The sequence below is a fragment of the Pseudomonas sp. FW305-20 genome (assembly GCF_058788075.1).
This window is the reverse complement of record NZ_JBYTAJ010000002.1, coordinates 66,205-90,092: the sequence shown is the minus strand read 5'-3', so window position 1 is coordinate 90,092 and position 23,888 is coordinate 66,205. Positions and strand designations below refer to the sequence as shown.

Here is a 23,888-nt window from a genome sequence, read left to right as displayed (position 1 = left end):
ATGTACCTGATCAATGGCCAACTGCGTGACGACGTTACCCCGCAAAGCGCCCTCGACAGCCTTCGAAAACAATTGCCCGGGCTGCTTTCTGCACCGATCGACAGCGAGACCGTCATTGAAGCCGCGGCTCGTTTCGCCGCGCAGTTACAGACTCGCAGCCTGAACCTGCCTCTGGACGACGATCAATGTCAGGGGCTGAGCGAGTTCTGCCAGCGCAGCAACCTGAGCACAAAGCTTGAGCGAGAACTGGGTTCGCAACCCCGTTCGCTGAGACGTATCGACTACCGGCAGCCACACTTTGAAAGCTGGCACCCCTTGGGACTGGTGGTGCATGTGACGCCGGGCAATGCGCCGATGCTGGCGTTCTGCGCGGTTCTCGAAAGCCTGCTGGCCGGTAACATCAACTGGTTACGCCCCAGCGCCAGCGATGCGGGTTTGACTGCAAAGTTGTTGGCTGAATTTGTGAAGTGCGACACCAGCGGCAGGCTTGCCGAGTTCGTCGCGGTACTGCCCGTGGGCACTTCCCTGATAGCCGAACTCTGCACTCAGGCCGATGGCGTGTCAGCCTGGGGCGGTGAAAAGGCACTCACGGCGATTCGTCAGCAGATCCCCGCCGGATGTCGCTGGATCGATTGGGGGCACAGGATCAGTTTCGCTTATCTGTCGCCTGACGCGGCCAGCCCTTCGGCGCTGGATGCGTTGGTGGATGAAGTGTGCAGCCTGGATCAACAAGCGTGTTCCAGCCCGCAATGGGTGCTGGTGGACAGCAATGATCCGGCCATTCTGCAAGACCTGGGCGAGCGTTTGAGCGAAGCCTTCACGCGCCGTGCCTCGCGCTGGCCGGCGCTGGTACCCACGGACCAGGAGGCGTGCGAAATCACCACCCGCACGGCCATGGCGCAACTGGATTACTGTTTTGCGAACCAACGCGGCCAGGTCTGGGCCGGCCATGGATGGCGGATCATCTGGGAACACCATCAGACGCTCGCGCCATCGCCACTGTTTCGTACGCTGCTACTCAAGCCTGTGCCGCAACACTTGATCGCCGAGACGCTCTTGCCCTGGCGCACGGTCCTGCAAAGCTGCGCACTGATTTGCTCTGCGACAGAAACGCCAGGACTTGTGCGAACACTGGTCAACGCTGGCGTCACCCGTATTGCGCCTTGCCCGGGGATTCATGATGGCTACGCCGGTGAGCCGCATGATGGCGTTTACGCGTTGACGCGTTTGAGTCGCCGCCTCTCGGTGAGCCTGTCGGCGGATGTTTTGCCGGGCCGGGCGACGCTCGACCCGGTCCCACCGGCCCCTGACATTGCCGATGCGCCGATCATGGACAAAAACGCCTTCACGACCCAACCGATGGGCGCCGCAGCGCAATTGTATTTCCGCTCGGGAGGGAGCAGCGGCACTCCCGCCCTCGCCGGCTTCAGCTATCGCGACTTTCAACGACAGATGCGCGCAGCGGCAGACGGCCTGTTCGCCGCCGGCCTCGATCCTGCACAGGACCGGGTCATGAACCTGTTTTACGGCGGCAGCCTGTACGGGGGGTTCCTCAGCTTTACCAAAATACTGGAGCAGATGGGCGTCACACATTTCCCCATGGGGGCGCCCCAGGACAATGACTTCAGCGAAATCGCCCAATTGATCGTTGACCAGCGTGTCACCGTGCTGATCGGCATGCCGAGCACCTTGCATCGTCTGTTCTTCAGCGAGCAGGCCCGACTTCGCGCGTACGCAGGTATCAGCAAAGTGTTCCTCGGCGGCGAGCACCCGGGCCAAACCAGCCTGAGCCTCATGGAAAGTTGCGGGGTTTCGATGATCCGCTCGGCGATCTATGGTTCCGTCGACGCCGGTCCTTTGGGGCATGCGTGCGCAGCCACCGCGAACGGGGTGTTTCACTTGATGTGCGAAACCCAGCATCTGGAAATCGTGCAGATCGAACTGGATGAACCGGTCCAGGCTAATGAGGTCGGTCGCCTGCTGTTTACCTCACGAGCACGTCAAGGCCAGACCGTGCGCCGATATGACGTGGGTGACACCGGTCGCTGGATGCCCGGAGCCTGTCCGTGCGGGCTGGACTCACCCCGATTCGAACTGCTCCAGCGCCACGGCAAACTGGTGCGAATGGGCACGGAATTCATTTCACCGTCGGCTCTGCACGATAGCGTCGGCGCGCCCATGCAGATAGTTCTCGACCACAGCCCAGATGGCGTCGAGCGGCTGACAGTTTTGTCGAATGCAGACGCCGATCAGGTCCGCCGCGCCTTATTGAACGATCAAGCGCTGGCAAACGCCGTGAACGCCAACCTGTTAATTGTTGAAGTTCAAACATGCAAGGAACAAGCATTCACTCGGAATAAACACAGCGGCAAAACACCGTTGGTTATTGATAAAAGAAAATAAAAATACCGAGAACTACTCACAACTTGTTTTCCGACTGTCTAGACGCCTGATAGAAAAGAGAGAATCCAGTGAAATCGACTTATTCACTCGAACAACTGCTGTCTTATATACGACAACATTCAAACTTCTACCGCCAGCAACTGGAACACTTACCGTCGCAGGGCATTAAGTTGCAAGATATACCGCTGACCAACGCTGTGGACTATTGGTCTGACAGCCATGACTTGAATCATTGGCCGGTCCTGACCGCAAAGGTCGACGACGCGCTGGTGTTTCAAACCGGCGGATCGACCAGCCAGGGCAAACTGTCCGTTTACACCTATAGCGAATGGCAAGAACTGGTCAGTACATTTGGAGAAAGCTTCTCCTCACAACTGAATGACGGCGACCGTGTCGCCAATCTGTTCTTTTCCGGAGATCTCTATGCCAGCTTTCTGTTCATCCACGACTCCCTGGTACACGTCAGGCGATCGATCTGCGAGTTTCCGTTTACTGGACACGCGGAGCTGGGCGCACTGGCCGATGCGATTGATCAGCATCGGATCAACGTGCTGGTCGGCGTCCCGGCACAGCTGCTGCGATTCGCTGCCTACCTGAACCAGCATCGGCGAGTACTGCGCGGGGTTGAGACGTTGTTGTATGGCGGCGAAAGCCTGTTTGCCCAGCAGGTAGCAATCCTCACCGACGTATTTCCCAACGTGCGCATCGCGTCCATTGGCTATGCCAGCGTAGATGCCGGCCTTATCGGGGCCAGCGCTCGCGACTGCGCCTTGGGCGAGCATCGGGTGTTTGAACCACAAACCTTGCTCGAGATCATCGATGAACTCACCGGCGAAGTCATCGAAGAATGCGATCGCACCGGATTGTTGGTGGTGACTAGTCTGACCCGCCGGCTCATGCCACTGCTGCGTTATCCAGTGGGCGACCGCGCGTGCTGGCGCGAGCCCGGCTCAGCCCCAAATCGCAAATTCGCCCTCAAGGGACGTAGCGTGCACAGCCAGCGAGTGCGCGTCGGCGTGCTGTCGCTGCTGATCGACGACATCCAGCAGATCGTCCAGCGCATTGCCCACAACGACCAATGGCAATTGCTGATCGAACATGACGGATACAAAGATATTTTGAGTGTGAAGTGGGTTCCCTCAACGCTATCGATGGCCACCGTACCGGTGTGCCGAGCGTTGTACGAGGCGTTGGTTGAACACTATCCCGCCATCGAGGAGTTGAGCCGCGAGGGTCTGCTGGAATTGCGAGTGTTGTCTTGTGCAGTCACCGCATTGAAGCTTCACCCACGCTCCGGCAAACAATTGCGGGTCCAGGACCTGCGCGTGTATGACGCACCATTGTCGGAGCCCGCATGATGCCGCATTTGGTTTTTCGCCCCTATCGCCCCTCCGACGCACGTGCCGTAAGCCAGTTGTTTCGCGAGGTCTATGGCGATCATTACGTTCAGCCGGATGTGTATTTGCCGAACATGATCGATCAGCACAATGCCAAGGGACGCTGGAAGTCGATGCTGGCGGTGGACGACGTACGCGTTCTAGGGCATGCCGCGTTGTGTCATGACACACCTGCGGACACCACCGAACTGGCCCTCAGCGTGGTACATCCCGCCGCGCAGGGGCAGAGCATCGCGACCCGTCTGGGTCGGGAGTTGTTGTCGCTATCAGGTTCCATGGGGTTCAACAGCGTCTCGATCAAACAAGTGACACACCATCCCTACACGCAACGCATGGCTGCAAGCATCGGCTTCCACAGCACGGGTTTGCTACCTGACTACGTCCCTTCGCCCTTCGCCGAGCCGCTGCCGGAAACCATCGTGATGGGTTGCCATGTAGTCGAAGGGCAAACGCGTCCACTTCCCGATATCCCATGGCCTGAAAGCTGCCGAGGGTTTATGCAGCACTTGTGTGCTGTGTTCGGGACTCATGCGGACATGACGCCGTTGTCTTCCCTGCCCTTGCAACTCAAGCAACACCATAAAAGATTCGACATGGTCATTCAGCGTTTGACCAAACGTCTGCTTGAGCAGGTCCGGCAATTGCCCAGGCACTGGCTGATCTCGGCCAAACTTCAGTTGTCACGGCACTTTGCCCAGGACGTTCGCAATCTGGCGGCCCTTGGTTTCACCTTTACCGGGCTGACGCCTACCTCCAGTGCCCAGGGGTGGTTCGCACTGTTTCATCGAGGGGCGCAGTCTCGACACCTCGACCTGCATTGCCCGCACATGCAACGCTTGCATGACGATTTACAGCAAAACACCAACATGCAGAGTAGCGCCGAAGCGCTGAACAGAGCCCGCTCAGCCGCGTGAGGCTTTTCGATAAAAGTCATTGCCCGGCTGCGCGCAAAGCTCTACCAGCCAGTCGACAAACACCCTCACCCGCCGGGACAACTGGCGGTGTGGCGGGTAAAGCGCGGTCAGCGGCATGCCCGGTGTCGGCACCGCACTGAGGACTTCACATAAACGGCCTTCGCTCAACTGGCGCGCTACGTGGTAAGACGGGGCCTGGACCAGACCATACCCCGCCTCGCACGCGGCCAGGTAACCATCGGCGCTGTTGACCGAAACTTGCTTGGGCAAATCAATGAGCTGAACCTGATCATTGACCATGAACTCCAGCCCATAACGCTTGCCATTGTTGCTGGAGAAGTACTCCACCATCTGATGGCCTTCCAGGTCAGCCAGACACTGAGGCGTTCCGAATCGCTTCAAGTAATCGGGGCTGGCACACGTGACCTGGTCCAGCATGACCAACGGCCGCGCCACCAGTGAATCATCCAGTGAGTCGCCGCCCCGCAGCACGCAATCGACGCCTTCGCGTATCAAGTCGACAGGCCGGTCATTCAAGCCGATTTCCAGCTCGATCAAAGGATATCGAGCAGTGAATTGCGGTAACGCCGGGATCACTATCAAGCGCCCTACGCCCGCCGGCATGTCCACGCGCAGCAGCCCCTTGGGGTTATTGCGTGCAGTGCTGAACACCGCTTCGGTTTCCTCCAGATCCGCCAGCAACCGCACGCAACGAGGGTAATAGGCCGCGCCGTCGAGCGTCAGGCTGATCTGCCGCGTCGTGCGTTGCAACAGTTGCACACCGAGATGCGCTTCCAACTGTTTGATCAGGATGGTCACGGAGGCACGGGGCAATTGCAGGCTATCCGCCGCTTTGGCAAAACCGCCCAGTTCGACGATTCGAGTGAACACGCGCATCGCATTAAAACGGTCCATGGCTATTGCTTACCGGCTGATTATTTAGAAATTACGAACAGTGATAGCAGTTTTAGCCGGTTTATCTTGTTTTTGTCGAGATCAACAATGGACTTCACTTCACAGGGAGCTGATTTCAATGCAAACACGTCAACTGGGCAAAAACGGTCCACTCGTCAGCGCGATGGGTCTGGGCTGCATGGGCATGACCGATTTCTACACGACTGGCGTGGACGTCCGCGAAGCCACGGTCACACTGCATCGCGCGCTGGAATTGGGCATCAACCTGCTCGACACCGCCGACATGTACGGCCCGCACACCAACGAAGAACTGATCGGCAAAGCCATCGTCGGCAAGCGAGACCAGGTGTTTCTGGCCAGCAAATTCGGGATCGTTCGCGACCCGGCCAATCCGGTTGCGCGGGGCGTCAATGGCCGACCGGAGTACATTCGCGTCGCTATCGACGGCACCCTCAAGCGTCTCGGTGTCGAGACTCTGGATTTGTATTACCAGCACCGCATCGATCCGCAGGTGGCCATCGAGGAAACCGTCGGTGCCATGGCCGACCTGGTGAAAGCCGGCAAGGTTCGATACCTGGGTTTGAGCGAGGCCTCGGTCGCAACACTTGAGCGCGCGCACAAGGTTCATCCGATCAGTGCGCTGCAAAGTGAATATTCGTTATGGAGCCGTGATCAGGAGGAAAACGGTTGTCTGGCCGCGTGTCAGCGCCTGGGAATAGCCTTCGTCCCTTACAGCCCTTTGGGCCGTGGCTTTCTCACTGGAGCGCTGAAAAGCCCTGATGATTTCGCGGCAGACGACTACCGGCGCTTCAGCCCACGTTTTCAAGGCGAAAACTTCGCCAAAAACCTGTTGTTGGTGCGGCAAGTGCAGGACCTGGCCGCAGACAAAGGCGTGACCGCCGGCCAACTCGCGCTCGCATGGGTGCTGGCTCAGGGTGATTACGTTATCCCGATTCCCGGAACCAAACAGCGTAAATACCTGGAAGAAAATGTGGCCGCGCTGGATGTGAAGCTCAGCGGCGAAGACTTGCAAGCACTGGAAGCGATATTCCCGGCCAATGCCACGGCGGGTTTACGTTATCCGGAAGAAGTCATGGAGTTACTTGACCGGTAACCGACACCTGGCCCATTCGACAAGTTGAGTGGGCCAGGACAAACCGTCACGCCTTTGAGCTGACGCCCTTGTCGGTAGGCACTGATGTGCCGTTGCCCTTGCCATAAGCTTGTAAATTCTGCAGTACGTAGATCGCTTTCTTGTATTCCGGGATCAGTCCCGCAGCGTACTTGTCACCCTTGATGCTGTTGTTCTGGATGGTGTCCAGTTGAGTGGCGAAATACTCCAGTGCATTGAATTTCGCATCCGGGTCTTTCTGTATTCCGAACCGGTCAAACTTGTCACCGGCATTCATTAAGGTCATTGAAGTAATATCAGAAATCAGTCCTTTGGCTTTCAAGAACGCACTGAGATTGCCCAGTTGTTTGGCGGTGACATTTTCCGGATCGAAGCCTTTGATGTTTCTGTGCAGTTTCTGCTCATCCATCAACTTCGTGTTGAGCGCACTGGGATCGCTTCCCACCAATGCCAGCATTTGCTTGACCCTGGCGCTGTGCGTCACAGGCTTGCCAGCGCCTGTGTCCTTGACCAGCAAACCTGCCTTGGAAGTCCAGGCACCGGTATAGCCAATAGTCATGACCGAACTCCCGACTGCGCTATCTGAAACAGACATCCGTGTGAGGCGACCATACAAAGCTCCTTGTTTAATCTGGATTAGAGCGGGCGAGTATCAGCCTGGCCACTTGCCATACCAACTATTTATTCCGGTTTTTTACAATTCTCGTACATTTACGATACAAGCGGAAAAGCGCCCTGTTTCATTGGCTTATCCATTGGGAGTGTGATTTTTCGACGCTACGCAGCCGGACGCAGCCTTCGGCAGCTGCTACAAAGAATGTGCGGCGGCTGAAACTCGTATTACTTCGAAACAATCTCCTGCCTCGATACTGGTTAGAATGGTCAAAATGCATTTTTTGGCCGCTATTCGAGACGAGATCCCCCATGCGAACCCACCTGCGTCTGGTCGCCCTGAGCGCCCTGTTCATTTCCTCCCTGGCCCAGGCCGCCGACCTGATCCCGATCGAGGTTCACCGCGATGCCAATTGCGGTTGCTGCAAAAAATGGATCAGCCATCTGGAAGCCAACGGCTTCAAAGTCGACGATCACGTCGAAGCCAATATGAGCGAATTCAAGCAACAGCACGGCGTGCCTCCACGTCTGGCGTCGTGTCATACCGCTTTGATCAACGGCAAATTCGTTGAAGGTCATGTCCCCGCCGATCAGGTGCTGGCCTTGAGCAAGCGCGACGATCTGTTGGGTGTCGCCGCACCCGGCATGCCCATGGGTTCACCCGGCATGGAAATGGACGGCATGAGTGATGCGTATCAAGTGATCGGCCTGAAGAAAGATGGCACCGACATGGTGGTGGCGGACTACCCGGCCCATTGATGTTCGGTGCGTACATCGGGCTGTTCTTTGCCGCATTCGGTGCGGCAACCTTGCTGCCCTTGCAGTCCGAAGCGGTGTTGGTGGGGCTGTTGCTCAGCGGCAAGTATTGGCTCTGGTCGCTGCTCGCCGTGGCGACATTGGGCAATGTCCTGGGGTCGCTGGTGAACTGGTGGCTGGGACGCGGTATCGAGCGGTTTCATGATCGGCGCTGGTTTCCCGTCAGCCCGCGCCATCTGGAAAAAGCCCGGGTGCATTATCAGCGTTACGGTCATTGGTCGTTGCTGCTGAGCTGGGTGCCTGTGATCGGTGATCCGCTGACCTTGGTGGCCGGCGTGATGCGCGAGCCGCTGGGGCGATTCCTGCTGATCGTGACCCTCGCCAAAGGCGCCCGTTATGGTGTGTTGGCCATGGCCACAGTGGGCTGGATGGGTTGAACGATTAGCCACGGCGATTGCCTGTGTTTAATGTCGCCCTAATCATGCCGATCCAGCATCGGCCGATTTCCAATGGAGCTCGCCCATGTCCCTCACCCCTTTCCGCTGGCTGCCCAGCCTGCTACTGACCGCTGCATTGCCTGTCATCGCCCACGCCGAAGGCCCGGAATACGGGCCGGAGCTGCAAGGTTTCGAATACCCCTACACGGTCAAGCATTTCGCCTTTGAATCCCAGGGCAAATCCCTGCAAATGGGTTACATGGATGTCGCCGCCAACGGCAAGGCCAACGGACGCAGCGTGGTGCTGATGCACGGCAAGAACTTCTGCGGTGCCACCTGGGACAGTTCGATCAAGGCCCTGAGTGAAGCCGGTTACCGGGTCATCGCCCCGGACCAGATCGGTTTCTGCACCTCCAGCAAACCCGACCATTATCAGTACAGCTTCCAGCAACTGGCGACCAACACCCAGCAATTGCTCAAGGCCCTGGGCATTCAAAAGGCCAGTGTTCTCGGGCATTCCACCGGCGGCATGCTCGCCACGCGCTATGCGCTGCAATACCCCGACCAAGTCGAACAACTGGCCCTGGTCAACCCCATCGGCCTGGAAGACTGGAAAGCGCTCGGCGTGCCCTATCGCACGGTCGATCAATGGTATGAGCGCGAGCTGAAACTCACCGCCGACGGCATCCGCACCTATGAACGCAACACCTATTACGGCGGCCGCTGGAAGCCGGAATTCGATCGCTGGGTAGACATGCTCGCCGGGTTGAACAAAGGACCGGGGCATACGCAGGTGGCGTGGAATTCGGCGCTGATCTACGACATGATCTTCACCCAACCGGTGTACTACGAGTTCAAGGACCTGAAGATGCCGACCCTGCTGCTGATCGGTACATCCGATACCACGGCCATCGGCAGCGACATCGTACCGCCCGAGGTCAAGGCGAAACTCGGTCACTACGACGTCCTCGGCAAGCAGGTGGCGAAACTGATTCCCCGGTCAACGCTGGTCGAATTCCCCGGCATGGGCCACGCGCCGCAAATGGAAGAACCGGCGCAATTCCACCAGGCCCTGCTCGCTTGGCTGAACAATACCAACCCCGTTCATTGATGAGGTAAAGCCGATGACAGTGCAGATCGCGATGATTGATGACTGGCAGGACGTGGCCCGTGACGTGGTGGACTGGTCGGTGCTGGAGCCCATCGGCCAGGTAAGTTTCATCCATGACTACCCTGGCGACAACGACACCCTGGCGGCAAGGCTGGGCGAGTTCGAAGTGATCTGCGTGATGCGCGAACGCACCCGGTTCGATGAGGACTTGCTGCGGCGCTTACCGAATCTCAAGCTGCTGGTCACCGGTGGCATGCGCAACGCCGCCCTGGACCTGAAAGCCGCCGCCGCGCAGGGCATTCAGGTCTGTGGCACCGACAGTTACAAGCACGCCGCGCCGGAACTGACCTGGGCGTTGATCATGGCGGCGACCCGCAACCTGGTGGTTGAAGCCAACGCCCTGCGAGCCGGTTTATGGCAGCAAAGCCTGGGCGGCGACCTGCATGGCAAGACCCTGGCAATCCTGGGGCTGGGCAGCATTGGCACTCGCGTTGCCCGGTTCGGCCAGGTGTTCGGCATGCGGGTGATTGCCTGGAGCGAGAACCTGACCGCCGAACGCGCAGCCGAAGTCGGCGTGACCTGCGTCAGCAAACAGGAACTGTTCGAACAGGCCGATGTGCTATCGGTCCATCTGGTGCTCAGCGAGCGTAGCCGCGGCTTGGTGGACGCCCAGGCGCTGGACTGGATGAAGCCCTCGGCGCTGCTGGTCAACACTGCCCGTGGCCCGATCGTCGATGAGGCGGCGTTGATCAAGGCGTTGCAGAAACGGCGACTGGCCGGTGCTGCGCTGGACGTCTTCGAGCAGGAACCCTTGCCACCTCATCATCCGTTCAGAACCCTGGACACTGTGCTGGCCACGCCGCACGTCGGGTATGTCAGCCAACAAAACTATCAGCAGTTTTTCTCGCAGATGATCGAGGATATTCAGGCGTGGTCTGCGGGAGAACCGATTCGCGTACTGAGCTGATACGCGTCAGGCTGAGGTGGGCAACCACAACCGAAACCGTGCCCCACCCAGCGGCGACGCTTCAACGGTGAGCGTACCGCCCTGAGCTTCCAACGCCCGACGACTGATTGCCAACCCCAGACCAAACCCGCCAGTGGCCCGATCCCGACTGCGATCCAACCGATAGAACGGTTCGAAAATCCGCTCCCGCTCCTCATCCGGAATACCGATCCCATCGTCGTCCACCCAGATTTCCGCCCCCTTGGCACACACCTGCACACCAATCTGGATGCGTTTTTCGCAGTAGCGCATCGCATTGCGCAGCAGGTTCTGTATGGCGCGGGCAGTCAGCCTTGGGTCGAGGGTGAAGCGCTCAAGTTGTCCGTGCAGGAGCACATCGATAACGATGTCCGGGGATTCCAGTTCTTCGTCGACGCTGCCGAGGATGCTGTCGATAAATTCATCCAGCGACACTTCGACCCGCTCCGGCAGCCGCGCCGGGTTTTGCAGGCGGCTGTAGGACAACAGCTCCAGCACCAGCTCATCGAGTTCGCGAATGTGCGCAACCAGCCCTTGCAGACGCTCGCGACTGGCGGCGGGCAAATCGTCGGACAGTGCCAGCGCCAGGCCGAAATCCAGTCGTGTGAGGGGCGTGCGCAATTCGTGAGAGACGGCATTGAGCAGGTCCCGCTGCTGGTTGAGCAGGTTCTCGATATCGCCAGCCATGGTGTCGAAGACGTTGGCCAGGCTACCGATGTTGGAGCTTCTGGAAATCTGTGTGCGCTCGCTCAAATGGCCCTTGCCGAAACGTTCAGCCGTCCCTTTGAGACGTTCCAGGTCGCGCCAGTGCGGGCGCAGCCACAGCAACAGGCAGGCGAGCATGGTCGCGCCGATCAACACGTTGATGCTCCAGTACAACAGGCTGACGTCTATCGGGTCCGGCGGCACGACCATCTCCACCACCGTCCGCTCGTTCAGCGGCGCCACCGCCAGGGTGCGCCAGCCCCAGTCGCCAATGCGCACGATGTTCTCGCCACGCTGCAAACGCCTGCGCTCATCCGCGGTGAAATCGGGGTCGTCGTTACCGGTCAGGACGATGTGCAGCGGCTGGAATTCCTTGTCCATCTCCGCGGCCAATGCCGGCCACTGCGCCGGGGGCACGGCGTGAAACTGTTTGACGATGAGGGTTTGCAGCCCGCGCGAATAATCGAGGTTGTAGGTGACAAAGCGCTCCTGGAAGACCTTGATCACCACGTCAGGCACCAGATAGATCGCCGCGCTGTACGAAACGATGGTCACCAGATACAGGCGAAACAGGATTCTGAACATCGACTCAGCATTCCCACTCGGAACGGCTGAACAGGTACCCCTTCCCCCACACCGTCTTGATCTTGCGCGCCTCGCCGGCGTGATCGTCGAACTTGCGCCGCAGCTTGGAAATCGCCACGTCCACCGAGCGGTCGGTGCCATTGAACTCGATGCCGCGCAGGCGTTGCAGAATCTGGTCACGACTGAGCACTTCGCCGGCATGCCGAGCGAGCACCACCAGCAGGTTGTATTCACCGCTGGACAGTTCGACCAATTGCTCGCGCCAGGTCACGGTGCGCTCGGACAAATCGATGCAGAGATTGCCCATCAGAATGCGGTCGTTGGCCGTCTGCGGTTCAATCAGGCTGCTGCGCCGCAACAACGTCCGCACCCGAGCCAGCAACACCCGCGGTTCGCAAGGTTTGGTGACGTAGTCGTCAGCGCCCATTTCCAGGCCCAGCACCTGATCGTGACTGTCGTCGCGGGCGGTGAGCATCAGGATCGGCAAAGTGGCCGAATCGGCGCGCAGCAAGCGGCAGACTTGCAGGCCATCGAGCCCCGGCAGCATCAGGTCGAGGATCACCAGGTCCGGCGGATTGACCCGCGCCCGTTCGCGCACATGGTCACCGCGGCTGATCACGCTGACGCTATAGCCGTTGCGTTCCAGGTAACTGGCAATCAGTTCGGAGAGCGCGGTGTCGTCTTCGACCAGGAGGATGTTGGGCATGGGGTGTTTCCAGAAAGTGCAGTGGCGTTTGACAGACCGCTTTCGCGAGCAGGCTCGCTCCCACAGGGGACCGCATTTCAACTGTAGGAGCGAGCCTGCTCGCGAAAGCAATCTAACAGTCGCAATAGAAATCGAGGCGTGAAGGATATACGCCCTCAACCGTGCCTGAGTAAAACCCTTACACAATTTCACACAGCACCAACAAAGCTTCACCGCTACCCTCGTCGCCTCCCCGTAGGATGCGGGGGGTCATTATTGGGGTATTACATGTCAAAGAATCTGCTTGCCAGGCTCAGCCTGATTGCACTGGCGGTGACGCTGAGCGCTTGTGACAAGGCTTCGACTGCCGAAGAACAGGCGCCTCTGGCCACGGTTCGCATTGAAACCATCCAGGCCCGCCCCCTGTCGATCACCAGCGAACTGAGCGGGCGGATTGCCGCGCCACGCATTGCCGAAGTCCGCGCTCGGGTTGCCGGTGTGGTGCTGCAACGGGCGTTCCGTGAAGGCAGTGATGTAAAAAAAGGTGAAGTGTTGTTCCGTATCGACCCGGCGCCGTTCAAGGCCGACCTGGACAGCGCCGAAGCGGCGCTGCGCAGGGCGCAAGCCAATGCGTTCCAGGCGCGCCTGCAAGAGCAGCGTTACGCGCAGTTGATCGAAGGCAATGCCATCAGCGGTCAGGACTATGACAACGCCCGGGCCAGTGCCCGGCAAACCGCTGCCGACGTCGCCGCGAACCAGGCTGCCGTGGAACGGGCGAAACTCAACCTGGGTTACGCCACCGTCACCGCCCCGATTTCCGGGCGCATCGGTCGCGCGCTGGTGACCGAAGGTGCACTGGTCGGGCAGAACGAAACCACACCGCTGGCATTGATCCAGCAACTGAACCCGATTCACGCCGACCTCACCCAATCGACCCGCGAACTCAACGACCTGCGCCGGGCGTTCCGTTCCGGCCACTTGCAGCAGGTCGGTCAGGACCAGGTCAAAGCCACGCTGATCCAGGACGACGGCAGTCTCTATCCGTTGCCCGGCAAGTTGCTGTTCGCCGACATCACCGTCGACCCCGGCACCGGCCAGATCATTCTGCGCAGCGAATTCCCCAACCCGGACCTCGATTTGCTGCCGGGCAGCTTCGTGCGCGTGCGTCTGGAGCAAGCGGTCAACCAACAAGGCATCAGCGTGCCGCAACGGGCCATCCAGCGTGACAGTGCCGGTATTGCCCAAGTGCTGTTGCTCGATGCCGAGCAGCGAGTCGGCCAGCAACCGGTCGAACTGGGCGCCGTGCAGAACGATCGCTGGATCGTCACCGCCGGTCTCAAGCCCGGTGACCGCATCGTCACCGAAGGCCTGCAGCACGCCCGTCCCGGCGAAAAAGTGCAGATCGACGACACCCCTCTTCCACTTGCCCAGGTTTCTGGCCAGTAAGCAGGACGCTTCTTTATGCCGCAGTTCTTTATCGATCGCCCGGTGTTCGCCTGGGTGGTTGCCCTGTTCATCCTGTTGGCCGGCGTCCTGGCCATTCCACAGTTGCCGGTGGCGCAATACCCCAACGTCGCGCCGCCGAAAGTCGAAATCTACGCGGTGTACCCCGGTGCTTCGGCGCAAACCGTGGACGAAAGCGTGGTCAGCCTGATCGAGGAAGAACTCAACGGCGCTGACCATCTGCTGTATTTCGAATCCCAGAGCAGCCTCGGCAGTGCCACCATCACCGCGACGTTCCAGCCGGGCACTGACCCGGAAATGGCGCAGGTCGATGTGCAAAACCGCCTGAAAGTGGTCGAGTCGCGTCTGCCTCAAGCGGTGACACAACAGGGTTTGCAGGTGGAGAAAGTTTCCGCCGGTTTCCTGCTGCTGATCACCCTCACCTCCAGCGACGGCAAGCTCGACGACGTGGCGCTCAGCGATTACCTGGCACGCAACGTGATGAACGAGATCAAGCGTCTGGACGGCGTCGGCAAGGCGCAGTTGTACGGTGCCGAACGGGCCATGCGAATCTGGATCGATCCGCAGAAGCTGATCGGCTTCAACCTGACCCCGGCCGACGTCAACGCCGCCATCGTCGCGCAGAACGCGCAAGTGTCGGCGGGTAGCATCGGCGATTTGCCAACCCGCACCACCCAGGAAATCACCGCGACCATTCTGGTCAAAGGCCAGTTGTCGACGCCGGAAGAATTCGCCGACATCGTCCTGAAAGCCAATCCCGACGGCTCCACGGTGCGCATCAAAGATGTGGCGCGTGTCGAGATCGGCAGTCAGGAATACCAGTTCTCCACCCGCCTTAACGGCAAACCATCGACCGCCGTCAGCGTGCAGTTGGCACCGGGCGCCAATGCCTTGAGCACTGCCACGTTGGTGCGGGCGAAGATGGACGAACTGGCGCGCTACTTCCCCGCTGGCGTGGAATACAAGATCCCGTACGACACCTCGCCCTTCGTCAAAGTCTCGATCACCAAGGTGGTTTACACCCTTGGCGAGGCGATGTTGCTGGTGTTCGCGGTGATGTTCCTGTTCCTGCAAAACATCCGCTACACGCTGATTCCGACCCTGGTGGTGCCGGTGGCGCTGATGGGCACCTTTGCGACCATGTTGGCGCTGGGGTTCTCGATCAACGTGCTGACCATGTTCGGCATGGTGCTGGCGATCGGCATCCTGGTGGATGACGCGATTGTGGTGGTGGAGAACGTCGAGCGGCTCATGGCCACCGAAGGCCTGTCGCCCAAAGAAGCAACGCGCAAGGCGATGAAGCAGATCACCGGGGCGATCATCGGCATCACGCTGGTGCTGGTCGCGGTGTTCATTCCGATGGCGTTCATGCAGGGCTCGGTCGGGGTGATTTACCGGCAGTTCTCCTTGTCGATGGCGACGTCGATCCTGTTCTCGGCGTTCCTCGCCCTGACCTTGACCCCGGCGTTGTGCGCGACGCTGCTCAAGCCGATTGCCAAGGGTGAACACCACGAGAAGCGCGGGTTCTTCGGCTGGTTCAACCGGCGCTTCGAGCAACTGACCGAGCGTTATCAGGGCTGGGTTGCCTATGCACTGAAACGCACAGGCCGCTACCTGTTGATCTACGGCGTGCTGCTGATCGGATTGGGCGTGTGCTTCAGTCGCCTGCCCTCCTCGTTCCTGCCGGTGGAGGATCAGGGTTACACCATCACCGACATTCAACTGCCACCGGGTGCAAGCAAGAACCGCACGGTGCAGGTGGTCGAGCAGATCGAAGCCCACAACGCCACTGAACCCGGCGTCGGCGACAGCACGGTGATTCTCGGTTTCAGTTTTTCCGGTAGCGGGCAGAACGCCGCGTTGGCGTTTACCACGCTCAAGGATTGGTCTGACCGGGGTAGCGACGACTCGGCCAGCTCCATTGCCGATCGCGCCAACATCGCGTTGAGCCAGATCAGGGACGCCGTGGCGTTTGCAGTGCTGCCGCCGCCGGTGGATGGCCTTGGCACTTCCAGCGGTTTCGAGTTCCGCTTGCAGGACCGTGGCGGCCTCGGTCATGCCACGTTGATGCAGGCGCGTAGTGAATTGCTCGCTGGCGCCGAGAAAAGTCCGATCCTGATGAACGTGCGCGAAAGCGCCCTGGCCGAAGCGCCGCAGGTGCAATTGGAAGTCGACCGCAAACAGGCCAACGCGCTGGGCGTGTCCTTTGCCGACATTGGCAACGTGCTGTCCACCGCCGTCGGTTCGGCCTATATCAACGACTTCCCCAATCAGGGGCGGATGCAGCGTGTGGTGGTGCAGGCTGAAGGCGATCAGCGCAGTCAGGTCGCCGATCTGCTGAAGATTCACGTGCGCAACAGCGCCGGGAAAATGGTGCCGTTGTCGGCCTTCGTCCAGGCCAGGTGGACCCAGGGCCCTGCGCAATTGACTCGCTACAACGGCTACCCGGCAATCAGTATTTCCGGTGAACCGTCGCCCGGTTACAGCACCGGCGAAGCCATGGCGGAAATCGAGCGTCTGGTGGCGCAAGGACCGGCGGGGTTGGGGCAGGAATGGACCGGGTTGTCATTGCAGGAGCGGTTATCCGGCAGTCAGGCTCCGATCCTGCTCGGTTTATCGTTGCTGATTGTGTTCCTGTGTCTGGCCGCGTTGTATGAGAGCTGGTCGATTCCGACCTCGGTGCTGCTGGTGGTGCCGCTTGGCGTGCTCGGCGCGGTACTGGCCGTGACTTTGCGCGGGATGCCCAATGACGTGTTCTTCAAGGTTGGATTGATCACCATCATCGGGCTGTCGGCGAAGAACGCGATCCTGATCATCGAGTTCGCCAAGAGCCTGTACGACGAAGGCCATGACCTGATCGATGCCACGCTGCAAGCCGCGCGCCTGCGACTGCGACCGATTGTGATGACGTCGCTTGCGTTCATTCTGGGTGTGGTGCCGCTGGCGATTGCCACCGGGGCCAGTTCAGCGAGCCAGCAAGCCATCGGCACCGGGGTGATTGGCGGGATGATCACGGCGACACTGGCTGTGCTGTTTGTGCCAGTGTTTTTTGTGGTGGTGATGAAACTCGTGCGCAAGCGCCATAAGGGTATCTAACCCCACCTACCCTGTGGGAGCGAGCTCCTGCAGGGTTCAGGCGAACCACTGCAGGAGCGAACCCTGAGTCAGGCCAGGCTTTTGCTGACCACCTCGAACACATCGCTGGACAGCTGGCCCGAAGCGCGAATCCGCTCAAGCTCACCTTTCATCAACGCCTGGCGCGCATCGTCATACTTGCGCCAGCGAGTCAGCGGTGCCAACTGCCGAGAAGCAATCTGCGGGTTGAACCCGTTCAACTCGATCACCAGATCCGCGAGGAACCGATAACCCGAACCATCGGCCGCATGGAAGTTGATCAGGTTCTGCCCGGCAAACGCGCCGACCAGTGCACGAACCTTGTTCGGGTTCTTGATGTTGAATGCCGGATGCTGCATCAACGCCTTGACCCGCTCCAGACCACCGGGCAGCACGCTGCCCGCCTGGACGCTGAACCACTGATCCATGACCAGCGGATTGTCCTTGAAGTGCTCGGCAAAACTGGCCAAAGCCTTGGCTTTTTCGTCTTCGAACGGCGAATTGACCAATACCGCCAACGCCGTCAGGCGCTCGGTCATGTTGTCGCTGGTCTCGAACTGCTCGAGCGTCGCCGCTAATACTTCCGGTTTGCCGCTGAGCATCAGGTACGACAGCGCAATGTTCTGCAACGCGCGACGAGCGAAGTGTTCGGCCTCAGCCACATACGGGGTTTTCTTCGACAGATCGCGATTGGCCTGATAACGCAACCACAACGCCTCGAACAAACCTTCTGCCAGTTGCTTGCGAGCAAACTCGCGAGCGATGTGAATGGCGTCAACGTCAGCCACTTCGCTGATCTCAGTCAGATACGCCTCGCCCGGCAGCGAGAGCATTTCCGCGACCATCGCCTGATCCAGCGTTTCGTCCGACAACACGGTACGCAAGGCAGAAACCAGACGCTGATCCAGTACCAGTTTCTCGCCCTTTTGCTGCTGAGCAATCAGCTCTTGCAGCACCTGAACCGACAATTGCTGACCCGCATCCCAGCGATTGAAACCATCGCTGTCGTGCTGCATCAGGAACATCAGTTGATCGCGGTTGTACGGGAAGCTCAGTTTCACCGGCGCCGAGAAGCCACGCAGCAACGAAGGCAATGGCTGTTGCGCGATGTCGATGAAGGTGAACGTCTGCTCGGCTTCGGTTACGGAGATGACCCGTGAGGTGCCCTGGGCACTGGCTTCACCGGAAAGACGCAACGCAATGGCCGCGCCTTTGGCGTCCAGCAGGCCCAGTTCGACCGGGATCACGAACGGCAGCTTCTCAACCTTGTCTGGGGTTGCCGGGCAGCTTTGACGGAACGTCAGGCTGTAGGTTTTCGCCGCCGCGTCGTAGGACTCGCTGACCGCCAAACGCGGTGTACCAGCCTGGCTGTACCAGCGCTTGAACTGGGTCAGGTCGACACCGTTGGCGTCTTCCATCGCTTTGATGAAGTCGTCACAGGTCACGGCCTGGCCGTCATGGCGTTCGAAGTACAGGTCGCTGCCTTTGCGGAAGCCTTCGGCGCCGAGCAAGGTATGAATCATGCCGACCACTTCCGAACCCTTTTCGTACACGGTGAGGGTATAGAAGTTGGAAATCTCGATGAAGCTGTCCGGGCGCACGGCGTGAGCCATGGGACCCGCATCTTCGGCGAACTGGTGGGTGCGCAGGTACGCCACGTCCTGGATGCGCTTGACCGTGGCCGAATTCATGTCGGCGGAGAAACCCGAATCGCGGAACACGGTGAAGCCTTCCTTCAGCGACAACTGGAACCAGTCGCGGCAGGTCACACGGTTGCCCGACCAGTTGTGGAAGTACTCGTGGGCGACGATTGCCTCGACCCGCTGGTGCGCGGCGTCGGTGGCGGTCTCGGCGCGGGCCAGCACGGCGCTGGAGTTGAAGATGTTGAGACCCTTGTTCTCCATGGCACCCATGTTGAAGTCGTTGACCGCGACGATCATGAAGATGTCCAGGTCGTACTCGCGACCGTAGACCTCTTCGTCCCAGCGCATCGATTTCTTCAGGCTGTTCATCGCGTGCTGGCACTTGTCGATGTTTTCCGGCTCGACATAAATGCGCAGTGCCACGGAACGATCGGTCATGGTGGTGAACGTGTCTTCGACGCACCACAAATCACCGGCCACCAGCGCGAACAGGTAGGCAGGCTTCTTGAACGGATCTTCCCAGGTCGCCCAGTGCCGGCCGTCTTCGCCGGGACCTGAGGCAATCGGGTTGCCGTTGGAGAGCAACACCGGATAGCTGTGCTGCTCGGCGACCACCGTGGTGGTAAACGTGCTCATCACATCCGGACGGTCGAGGTAATAGGTGATCTTGCGGAAGCCTTCGGCCTCGCACTGGGTGCAGAACATCGTGCCGGATTTGTACAGGCCTTCCAGCGCAGTGTTGGTTTCCGGGTGGATCCTGACACTGGTGTCGACCGTGAAAGTGGTGCTGGTCGGGTGCAGGGTCAGGTGGTTTTCCGTCAACTGATAGTCGGCGGCGGTCAGTTCGATGTCGGCCAGGTTCACCGACAGCAATTCAAGCTGTTGGCCATCCAGCACCAGCGGCGGCAGGCCCGGGCCACGCTCGGGATTGCGGCGCATCACCAGTTGCGCATGGACCAGGCTGTGGTCCTCGTACAACTCGAAGGTCAGGTGTGTCTCGTCGATCAGGTACTCGGGCGCCTGATAGTCCTTCAGGTAGATCATCTTCGGTTGTTCGGTGCGCATGCTGGAGTCCTTACTGATGCACGGCGAGCTGGTAGGCCGTGTATTTACGAATATTGATTACGCCGGTGTCGAAAATCAGGTACTGCCCCTTGATTCCCAGCAGCGTGCCTTCGGCGATCGGATTCTTGTCCAGGTTGAAGCTGACGATCTTGGCCGGGTATTGCTCGACCGGATAGCGGATCTCGAGCGTTTCTACATCGGCAATAGTCTGGATCGCCTGCAAGCCGAATCGTTCCTGCAAACTTTGCAATCCTTCGGCACAACTGTCGAACAGCTGATCGCGAACCTGCGCCAAATCGACCGACACCGCATCGCCCTTGAGTAAAGCACGCCAGTTGGTCTTGTCCGCCACCTGACTGCGGAACAGGTCTTCGACGAAGCCCGACTGCTGACGGGTCGAAACCCGCATGATCGGCAGAGCCTGACGGGCGCCCTGATCGATCCAACGGGTCGGCAGCTGAGTGGCGCGGGTAATCCCGACCTTCACTCCCGAAGAATTGGACAGATACACAATGTGATCCGTCATGCAAAACTTCTCGCCCCACTCCGGCTCACGGCAGGTGCCAGCGTCATAGTGGCAACGCTCCGGGCTCATGATGCAGATGTCGCACTGAGCCAGTTTGGTCATGCACGGGTAGCAGTAACCCTGGCTGAAGCTGGTTTTAGTCTTGCGTCCGCAATGGGTGCAATGAATCGCTCCCAGGTATTCCAGGCGCACCGTGGTCCCGATCAATGGATTGACCGGCACCTCGACGTCGTCCAGACGAAACGCGTACTGCACGTTCGGCCCGTCAAGGCGCGCCGACATTTTGCTGATTGCACCGCGGCCAATCTCGATCAATGGACGGCATCCGATTTGAACAGGATATTCGGCACTTCGATCGACTTGGAGCCGCACTCCTGCACGCCCATGTAACCGGTGCGCTGGTCTTCGGGCAGGTTCTGGATTTCCCAGGCGATCATCGCTTGCAGCGACAGTTCGCGTTGTTCGGCGGTAAGTTTGCCACCGTCGGACCATTTACCGATTTCCACCGCCAGTTTCAGGCTCTGGTAGATCTCGGGGGTGATGTTGTTGATCATTTCGTTAAAAGAGGACATCAAGGGCTCCGCGCTCTTTATTGACATAACTGGTTAGACGGCCAGTTTACGGCGGTTGTACAAACCACCCAACAAGCCGGTCAAGCATCCGACGAGCAACCCGCCGACGTGGGCCGCATTGGCAATTTCACCGAAGCCGATCAACGAGATCAGTCCCGACATACACAGCACCAGCCATACCAGCATCATCACCAGCACGCCGCGCGGCAGGCGATAAGCCGGGTTTGGCGACAACAGCTGAAAGATCCAGCAATGCCCGAGCAGGCCGTACAGCACGCCGGACAACCCGCCAAACAGTGTCGGGCCACTGAAAACAAACTGGGCGTAGTTCGAGACCAGGCCGAACAGCAAGGTCAGGCCGATCAGGTTGATGCTGCCCTGGCGCGACTCGATGCGTCGCCCCAGCTCCCAGTACCACATGCCGTTCATGGCCAGGTGCAGGATGCCGAAGTGGATCAGCATCGGCGTTACCAGACGCCACCACTGCCCCGCCGCCAGGCTGTCGGCCAATGGCACGAAGTGGATGTACTCGCCGACAACTCGGAAATCGAGGAAGGTCAGCCAGCGCAACGTGTCGAGGTTTTCGCCCAGCAGCGTCACTGCGCCGACCAGCAGGCTCAGCAGCAACACGAACGCCGTCGCCTTGGCGTGGCGCAGTTGCTCGACGAAACCTGGGTGCTTGACGGTTTGCGCCACCGGAATGTCCAGCTGTTGATCGGGATCACCGGCCGGGAAACGTTCGTACAACACACGCACGTCTTCGCTGATGTTGGCCGGCACCCACAGCACTTGCTCGCCCGCCTCTTCACTGACCCGATGCGGCACCTGCATGCGCTGCAACAGTTTGACGAACCCGCTCAAGTCCACCGCCAGCGGCAGGCGTAAAACAGCAACGGCACTCATCGCAGCACCTCCGGCCGCTCGACGTCGACCCAGACAAATTTATGCGGATCGAGACGGGTTTCCTGGTCCAGACGGTAGGCGACCAGTTTGCCGTAAAGCACCGCACTGTAATCCAGACAGGCCAGGTTCGGCCGGATCGGCGCCGGTTTGCCGCTGCGCCAGTAGTGGCCCACGAACAACAAAGGTTCATCGACGCCATAGCGCAGCAAGGTGTTTTTTTCAGTGGACGACAGCGGCGTCCGGGCCACGGGTTCGGGCAAGGCGTCGGGCTGGAACACAATGTCTCCATAGGTTTGCGGGTCGTCTTCCCAGAACTTGGTGCGGAAGAACGAACGCGTCAGGCCATCGCCGCTGGTCATGGTCAACCCGTGCGGCAAGCGCATGTCAGTGCCGCGCAGCAGGCGATCGAACACGGTGCAGGCGAAACTGCCCGGCACGGCCGAGGCCTGGAGGAAATGCTCATCGACGCAACCATTGGGGAACAGCGCGCGCAAGGGTTCGATCAGGCCTGCATCCCAGCAGGCATGCACCACGCGAAAACGCCCGGCGTCGACGAACAATGGCATCTCGTAGAACCATTGCAGGAAGTCATGCCAGTCGGCCGGATGGCCTTCGAACTGGGTCAGGGTTTCGTTCAGCAAACGGGCATGGCGCGGGGTGTGTTCACGCACGAACTGCTTGCCGCTGCCCGGAGGCGCCGGCGTGCTCCAGCCGAGGGCGTTGAACTCATGGTTACCCATGATGCACAACGCCTGACCCGCTTCGACCATGTCGTGAACGATGTGCAGCGCTTCGCGAATCCGTGGGCCGCGGTCAATGATGTCGCCAACGAACACTGCCATGCGCGACGAATGCCGCCAGACGCCAGCGTGTTTCTGGTAACCGAGCCGGTCGAGCAAGTGCTCAAGGGTCAGAGCGCAACCGTGCACGTCACCGATCAGGTCGTAGCTACGCGCGGGATCGAGCATCAGTCGCCTCCACCACCCAACTTGCTACCCCAACCGAGTTTGGTCCGGCAGACTTCATAGTAGTTGTGATCGAGCGGATGAATCAGCCGCAGCTTTTGGGCTTTTTTGCTGATGGTGATGGTGTCACCCGGCGCGCAAGTGAAATGGTTCTGCCCGTCACAGGAGACTTGCGGGTAAATCTGCATATCTTTGGACACGACGATTTTCAGCTCACTGTTGCCATCGACCACAATCGGCCTGCCCGACAAGGTATGGGGGTACATCGGCACAATCACAATAGCGTCGAGCTTGGGGTGCATGATCGGCCCGCCCGCCGACAGCGCGTAGGCGGTCGAACCGGTCGGAGTGGCGACGATCAGGCCGTCGGCCTTCTGGCTGCAGACGAACTGGCCGTCGATGTACAGTTCGAACTCGATCATCCGCGTTGACTTGCCAGGGTGCAGCACCACGTCGTTCAGCGCGTCGCCCTGACCGATGGCCTCGGCATGACGACGAACTTCGGCTTGCAGCAGGAAGCGGTTTTCGACCAGATAGTGGCCGTCGAGCACTTCGGCGACTTTGACTTCCAGCTCATCGGGGCGGATATCGGTCAGGAAGCCCAGGCTGCCACGGTTGATGCCCAGCACCGGGATATTGTGCCGGGCCAGCGCCCGGGCGGCACCCAACAGGCTGCCGTCACCACCCACCACAATCACCATGTCACATACTTCGCCGAGCATCTTGCGCGACGAGGTTTGCAAGCCATGGCCCGGCAACACTTCGGCGATGGTGTCTTCGAGGATCACGTGCAGGTGACGATCGAGCAGAAACCGTTTCAGTCGGCGGACGGTATCCAGCACCTGCGAACTGCCCAGGCGACCGATGATGCCGATATTACGAAATTGCTCCATGAGGTTCCTGCGCGACGGCGAAAAACACGATTATGGGCGAAAGCGCGGGATAGACAAAATCCTTTCAGCCACAGCGGTGTACTCACGATTGAGGCTATGCTCGCAA

Annotated in this window: 20 protein-coding genes; 10 read left to right on the top strand and 10 right to left on the bottom strand. The window is 59.6% G+C overall.

Going from position 1 to position 23,888, the window contains the following annotated elements; all coding sequences use genetic code 11:
- The 3 genes from AC3WP4_RS02395 to AC3WP4_RS02385 all read left to right on the top strand — a co-directional run bounded on the left by AC3WP4_RS02395 (position 1) and on the right by AC3WP4_RS02385 (position 4,714).
- Positions 1 to 2,403 carry an aldehyde dehydrogenase family protein gene (locus tag AC3WP4_RS02395; protein ID WP_102614764.1) on the top strand — a complete coding sequence of 801 codons (2,403 nt, stop codon included), beginning with the start codon at positions 1 to 3 and terminating at the stop codon, positions 2,401 to 2,403.
- Positions 2,404 to 2,471: 68 nt separating this feature from the next.
- On the top strand, positions 2,472 to 3,761 hold the full coding sequence (locus AC3WP4_RS02390) for a phenylacetate--CoA ligase family protein (protein ID WP_074876343.1): 1,290 nt from the start codon (positions 2,472 to 2,474) through the stop codon (positions 3,759 to 3,761).
- Positions 3,761 to 4,714, top strand: coding sequence for a GNAT family N-acetyltransferase (locus AC3WP4_RS02385; RefSeq protein ID WP_102614779.1), 954 nt, complete (start codon positions 3,761 to 3,763; stop codon positions 4,712 to 4,714). Before AC3WP4_RS02390 ends, AC3WP4_RS02385 begins: the two co-directional genes overlap by 1 nt.
- Here AC3WP4_RS02385 and AC3WP4_RS02380 read toward each other — a convergent pair.
- A complete protein-coding gene (locus tag AC3WP4_RS02380; protein ID WP_102614765.1) occupies positions 4,703 to 5,629 on the bottom strand; it encodes a LysR family transcriptional regulator in 927 nt (308 codons plus the stop codon). The genes AC3WP4_RS02385 and AC3WP4_RS02380 overlap by 12 nt on opposite strands.
- A 118-nt stretch (positions 5,630 to 5,747) precedes the next feature.
- Between AC3WP4_RS02380 and AC3WP4_RS02375 the strand changes: the two genes are divergently transcribed.
- Positions 5,748 to 6,743, top strand: coding sequence for an aldo/keto reductase (locus AC3WP4_RS02375; RefSeq protein ID WP_102614766.1), 996 nt, complete (start codon positions 5,748 to 5,750; stop codon positions 6,741 to 6,743).
- A gap of 46 nt (positions 6,744 to 6,789) precedes the next feature.
- On the opposite strand, the gene AC3WP4_RS02370 is transcribed toward AC3WP4_RS02375, so the two are convergent.
- Positions 6,790 to 7,320 carry a hypothetical protein gene (locus tag AC3WP4_RS02370; protein ID WP_074876337.1) on the bottom strand — a complete coding sequence of 177 codons (531 nt, stop codon included), beginning with the start codon at positions 7,318 to 7,320 and terminating at the stop codon, positions 6,790 to 6,792.
- 365 nt (positions 7,321 to 7,685) lie between these two features.
- On the opposite strand from AC3WP4_RS02370, the gene AC3WP4_RS02365 reads away from it, so the two are divergent.
- From AC3WP4_RS02365 to AC3WP4_RS02350, 4 genes are all read left to right on the top strand, one after another.
- Entirely contained in the window at positions 7,686 to 8,132 is a 447-nt protein-coding gene (locus AC3WP4_RS02365) for a DUF411 domain-containing protein (protein ID WP_074876335.1), read from the top strand.
- Positions 8,132 to 8,566 carry a YqaA family protein gene (locus AC3WP4_RS02360; protein ID WP_076031233.1) on the top strand — a complete coding sequence of 145 codons (435 nt, stop codon included), beginning with the start codon at positions 8,132 to 8,134 and terminating at the stop codon, positions 8,564 to 8,566. The genes AC3WP4_RS02365 and AC3WP4_RS02360 overlap by 1 nt, the downstream gene beginning before the upstream one ends.
- A gap of 85 nt (positions 8,567 to 8,651) precedes the next feature.
- Positions 8,652 to 9,677, top strand: coding sequence for an alpha/beta fold hydrolase (locus AC3WP4_RS02355; protein ID WP_102614767.1), 1,026 nt, complete (start codon positions 8,652 to 8,654; stop codon positions 9,675 to 9,677).
- A 13-nt stretch (positions 9,678 to 9,690) separates the two neighbouring features.
- Complete coding sequence (locus AC3WP4_RS02350) at positions 9,691 to 10,644, top strand: D-2-hydroxyacid dehydrogenase family protein (RefSeq protein WP_102614768.1); 954 nt, start codon at positions 9,691 to 9,693, stop codon at positions 10,642 to 10,644.
- A gap of 6 nt (positions 10,645 to 10,650) precedes the next feature.
- On the opposite strand, the gene AC3WP4_RS02345 is transcribed toward AC3WP4_RS02350, so the two are convergent.
- Both AC3WP4_RS02345 and AC3WP4_RS02340 read right to left on the bottom strand, forming a co-directional pair.
- A complete protein-coding gene (locus AC3WP4_RS02345; protein ID WP_102614769.1) occupies positions 10,651 to 11,952 on the bottom strand; it encodes an ATP-binding protein in 1,302 nt (433 codons plus the stop codon).
- Positions 11,953 to 11,956: 4 nt separating this feature from the next.
- On the bottom strand, positions 11,957 to 12,658 hold the full coding sequence (locus tag AC3WP4_RS02340) for a response regulator (RefSeq protein ID WP_074876325.1): 702 nt from the start codon (positions 12,656 to 12,658) through the stop codon (positions 11,957 to 11,959).
- Between the two features lie 267 nt (positions 12,659 to 12,925).
- On the opposite strand from AC3WP4_RS02340, the gene AC3WP4_RS02335 reads away from it, so the two are divergent.
- Positions 12,926 to 14,083: an efflux RND transporter periplasmic adaptor subunit gene (locus AC3WP4_RS02335; RefSeq protein ID WP_102614770.1), complete on the top strand. Its 1,158-nt coding sequence runs from the start codon at positions 12,926 to 12,928 to the stop codon at positions 14,081 to 14,083.
- A gap of 15 nt (positions 14,084 to 14,098) precedes the next feature.
- On the top strand, positions 14,099 to 17,197 hold the full coding sequence (locus tag AC3WP4_RS02330) for a multidrug efflux RND transporter permease subunit (protein ID WP_102614771.1): 3,099 nt from the start codon (positions 14,099 to 14,101) through the stop codon (positions 17,195 to 17,197).
- A 68-nt stretch (positions 17,198 to 17,265) separates the two neighbouring features.
- On the opposite strand, the gene pepN is transcribed toward AC3WP4_RS02330, so the two are convergent.
- The 6 genes from pepN to AC3WP4_RS02300 are packed head-to-tail and all read right to left on the bottom strand — an operon-like array spanning position 17,266 to position 23,782.
- Positions 17,266 to 19,923 (bottom strand): aminopeptidase N, encoded by a 2,658-nt coding sequence (pepN, locus tag AC3WP4_RS02325; RefSeq protein ID WP_102614772.1) that lies wholly within the window; start codon positions 19,921 to 19,923, stop codon positions 17,266 to 17,268.
- Between the two features lie 10 nt (positions 19,924 to 19,933).
- Positions 19,934 to 20,764 carry a DUF2797 domain-containing protein gene (locus tag AC3WP4_RS02320; protein WP_102614773.1) on the bottom strand — a complete coding sequence of 277 codons (831 nt, stop codon included), beginning with the start codon at positions 20,762 to 20,764 and terminating at the stop codon, positions 19,934 to 19,936.
- Entirely contained in the window at positions 20,761 to 21,021 is a 261-nt protein-coding gene (locus AC3WP4_RS02315; protein WP_074876315.1) for a YeaC family protein, read from the bottom strand. Before AC3WP4_RS02315 ends, AC3WP4_RS02320 begins: the two co-directional genes overlap by 4 nt.
- 33 nt (positions 21,022 to 21,054) lie before the next feature.
- Positions 21,055 to 21,924 carry a rhomboid family intramembrane serine protease gene (locus AC3WP4_RS02310; RefSeq protein WP_074876313.1) on the bottom strand — a complete coding sequence of 290 codons (870 nt, stop codon included), beginning with the start codon at positions 21,922 to 21,924 and terminating at the stop codon, positions 21,055 to 21,057.
- Positions 21,921 to 22,895 carry a metallophosphoesterase gene (locus tag AC3WP4_RS02305; RefSeq protein WP_371916901.1) on the bottom strand — a complete coding sequence of 325 codons (975 nt, stop codon included), beginning with the start codon at positions 22,893 to 22,895 and terminating at the stop codon, positions 21,921 to 21,923. Before AC3WP4_RS02305 ends, AC3WP4_RS02310 begins: the two co-directional genes overlap by 4 nt.
- Positions 22,892 to 23,782: an NAD(+) kinase gene (locus AC3WP4_RS02300; protein WP_007906781.1), complete on the bottom strand. Its 891-nt coding sequence runs from the start codon at positions 23,780 to 23,782 to the stop codon at positions 22,892 to 22,894. The genes AC3WP4_RS02305 and AC3WP4_RS02300 overlap by 4 nt, the downstream gene beginning before the upstream one ends.
- Positions 23,783 to 23,888: the final 106 nt, after the last annotated feature.

What these genes read in the sequence shown, in the direction of transcription:
- AC3WP4_RS02395 (WP_102614764.1), top strand. Translation starts at nt 1, where the DNA reads ATGTACCTGATCAATGGCCAACTGCGTGACGACGTTACCCCGCAAAGC.
- AC3WP4_RS02385 (WP_102614779.1), top strand. Translation starts at nt 3,761, where the DNA reads ATGCCGCATTTGGTTTTTCGCCCCTATCGCCCCTCCGACGCACGTGCC.
- AC3WP4_RS02380 (WP_102614765.1), bottom strand. Translation starts at nt 5,629, where the DNA reads ATGGACCGTTTTAATGCGATGCGCGTGTTCACTCGAATCGTCGAACTG.
- AC3WP4_RS02375 (WP_102614766.1), top strand. Translation starts at nt 5,748, where the DNA reads ATGCAAACACGTCAACTGGGCAAAAACGGTCCACTCGTCAGCGCGATG.
- AC3WP4_RS02370 (WP_074876337.1), bottom strand. Translation starts at nt 7,320, where the DNA reads ATGACTATTGGCTATACCGGTGCCTGGACTTCCAAGGCAGGTTTGCTG.
- AC3WP4_RS02365 (WP_074876335.1), top strand. Translation starts at nt 7,686, where the DNA reads ATGCGAACCCACCTGCGTCTGGTCGCCCTGAGCGCCCTGTTCATTTCC.
- AC3WP4_RS02360 (WP_076031233.1), top strand. Translation starts at nt 8,132, where the DNA reads ATGTTCGGTGCGTACATCGGGCTGTTCTTTGCCGCATTCGGTGCGGCA.
- AC3WP4_RS02355 (WP_102614767.1), top strand. Translation starts at nt 8,652, where the DNA reads ATGTCCCTCACCCCTTTCCGCTGGCTGCCCAGCCTGCTACTGACCGCT.
- AC3WP4_RS02350 (WP_102614768.1), top strand. Translation starts at nt 9,691, where the DNA reads ATGACAGTGCAGATCGCGATGATTGATGACTGGCAGGACGTGGCCCGT.
- AC3WP4_RS02345 (WP_102614769.1), bottom strand. Translation starts at nt 11,952, where the DNA reads ATGTTCAGAATCCTGTTTCGCCTGTATCTGGTGACCATCGTTTCGTAC.
- AC3WP4_RS02340 (WP_074876325.1), bottom strand. Translation starts at nt 12,658, where the DNA reads ATGCCCAACATCCTCCTGGTCGAAGACGACACCGCGCTCTCCGAACTG.
- AC3WP4_RS02335 (WP_102614770.1), top strand. Translation starts at nt 12,926, where the DNA reads ATGTCAAAGAATCTGCTTGCCAGGCTCAGCCTGATTGCACTGGCGGTG.
- AC3WP4_RS02330 (WP_102614771.1), top strand. Translation starts at nt 14,099, where the DNA reads ATGCCGCAGTTCTTTATCGATCGCCCGGTGTTCGCCTGGGTGGTTGCC.
- pepN (WP_102614772.1), bottom strand. Translation starts at nt 19,923, where the DNA reads ATGCGCACCGAACAACCGAAGATGATCTACCTGAAGGACTATCAGGCG.
- AC3WP4_RS02315 (WP_074876315.1), bottom strand. Translation starts at nt 21,021, where the DNA reads ATGTCCTCTTTTAACGAAATGATCAACAACATCACCCCCGAGATCTAC.
- AC3WP4_RS02310 (WP_074876313.1), bottom strand. Translation starts at nt 21,924, where the DNA reads ATGAGTGCCGTTGCTGTTTTACGCCTGCCGCTGGCGGTGGACTTGAGC.
- AC3WP4_RS02300 (WP_007906781.1), bottom strand. Translation starts at nt 23,782, where the DNA reads ATGGAGCAATTTCGTAATATCGGCATCATCGGTCGCCTGGGCAGTTCG.